The sequence below is a fragment of the Rhizobium anhuiense genome (assembly GCF_003985145.1).
Taxonomy (GTDB): domain Bacteria; phylum Pseudomonadota; class Alphaproteobacteria; order Rhizobiales; family Rhizobiaceae; genus Rhizobium; species Rhizobium anhuiense.
This window is the reverse complement of record NZ_ML133563.1, coordinates 1-743: the sequence shown is the minus strand read 5'-3', so window position 1 is coordinate 743 and position 743 is coordinate 1. Positions and strand designations below refer to the sequence as shown.

Sequence of the window (743 nt, the reverse complement as noted above, 5' to 3'; positions counted from 1 at the left end):
GCTTGGTGTAGTTTCGGGCCGCGTTCGACGATCGGCTCCAGTGCTTTTTCTACCGGCACATTTGGAGCGTCGGTGATACCCGTCAACGAGCCCTCAGGGTTATAGGCCCACTTCACGCCGTTGATCAGCACCTTCTGGACATTGACGTCGTGATAGGTTGGGTAAGTCTCGTGGCCGGGGCGGAAATAGAAGATGTTGCCGGCGCCACGGCGCCAGGTCAGGCCCGAGCGGAACACTTCGCCGCCCTGGAACCAGGAGATGAACACCGTTTCGAGCGGTTCCGGCACCGAAAACTGCTCGCCGTACATTTCCTCGTTCTCGAGTTCGAAATGTTCGCCGATGCCGGCGGCGATCGGATGGCGCTGATTGATCGTCCACAGACGCTCGCGCTCACCCGCCTCACGCCATTTCAGCGCGCAGGGTGTGCCCATCAACCGCTTGAAGATCTTGGAGAAATGGCCGGAATGCAGCACGAGCAGCCCCATGCCTTCCCAGACGCGCTTGGCGACACGCTCGACGACGACATCGGAGACGGCGCCGTGATCCTTGTGGCCCCACCAGGTCAAGACATCGGTTTCGGCAAGGCGGGCTTCGCTGAGGCCGTGTTCCGGCTCCTGCAGCGTCGCCGTCGTCGCCGAGATGCTGGGGTCGGTATTCAGCGCGTTGGCGATCGTCGTGTGCATGCCTTCGGGATAGATGCCCCGGACGACGGCATTGGTATTCTCGTGGATATTCTCTCCCCA

1 protein-coding gene is annotated in these 743 nt (G+C 61.4%); it reads right to left on the bottom strand.

The window, feature by feature from the left end; all coding sequences use genetic code 11:
- Positions 1-743, bottom strand: a 743-nt coding sequence (locus EEQ99_RS34350; RefSeq protein ID WP_127431944.1) for a ThuA domain-containing protein, incomplete at both ends; no start/stop codon positions are given.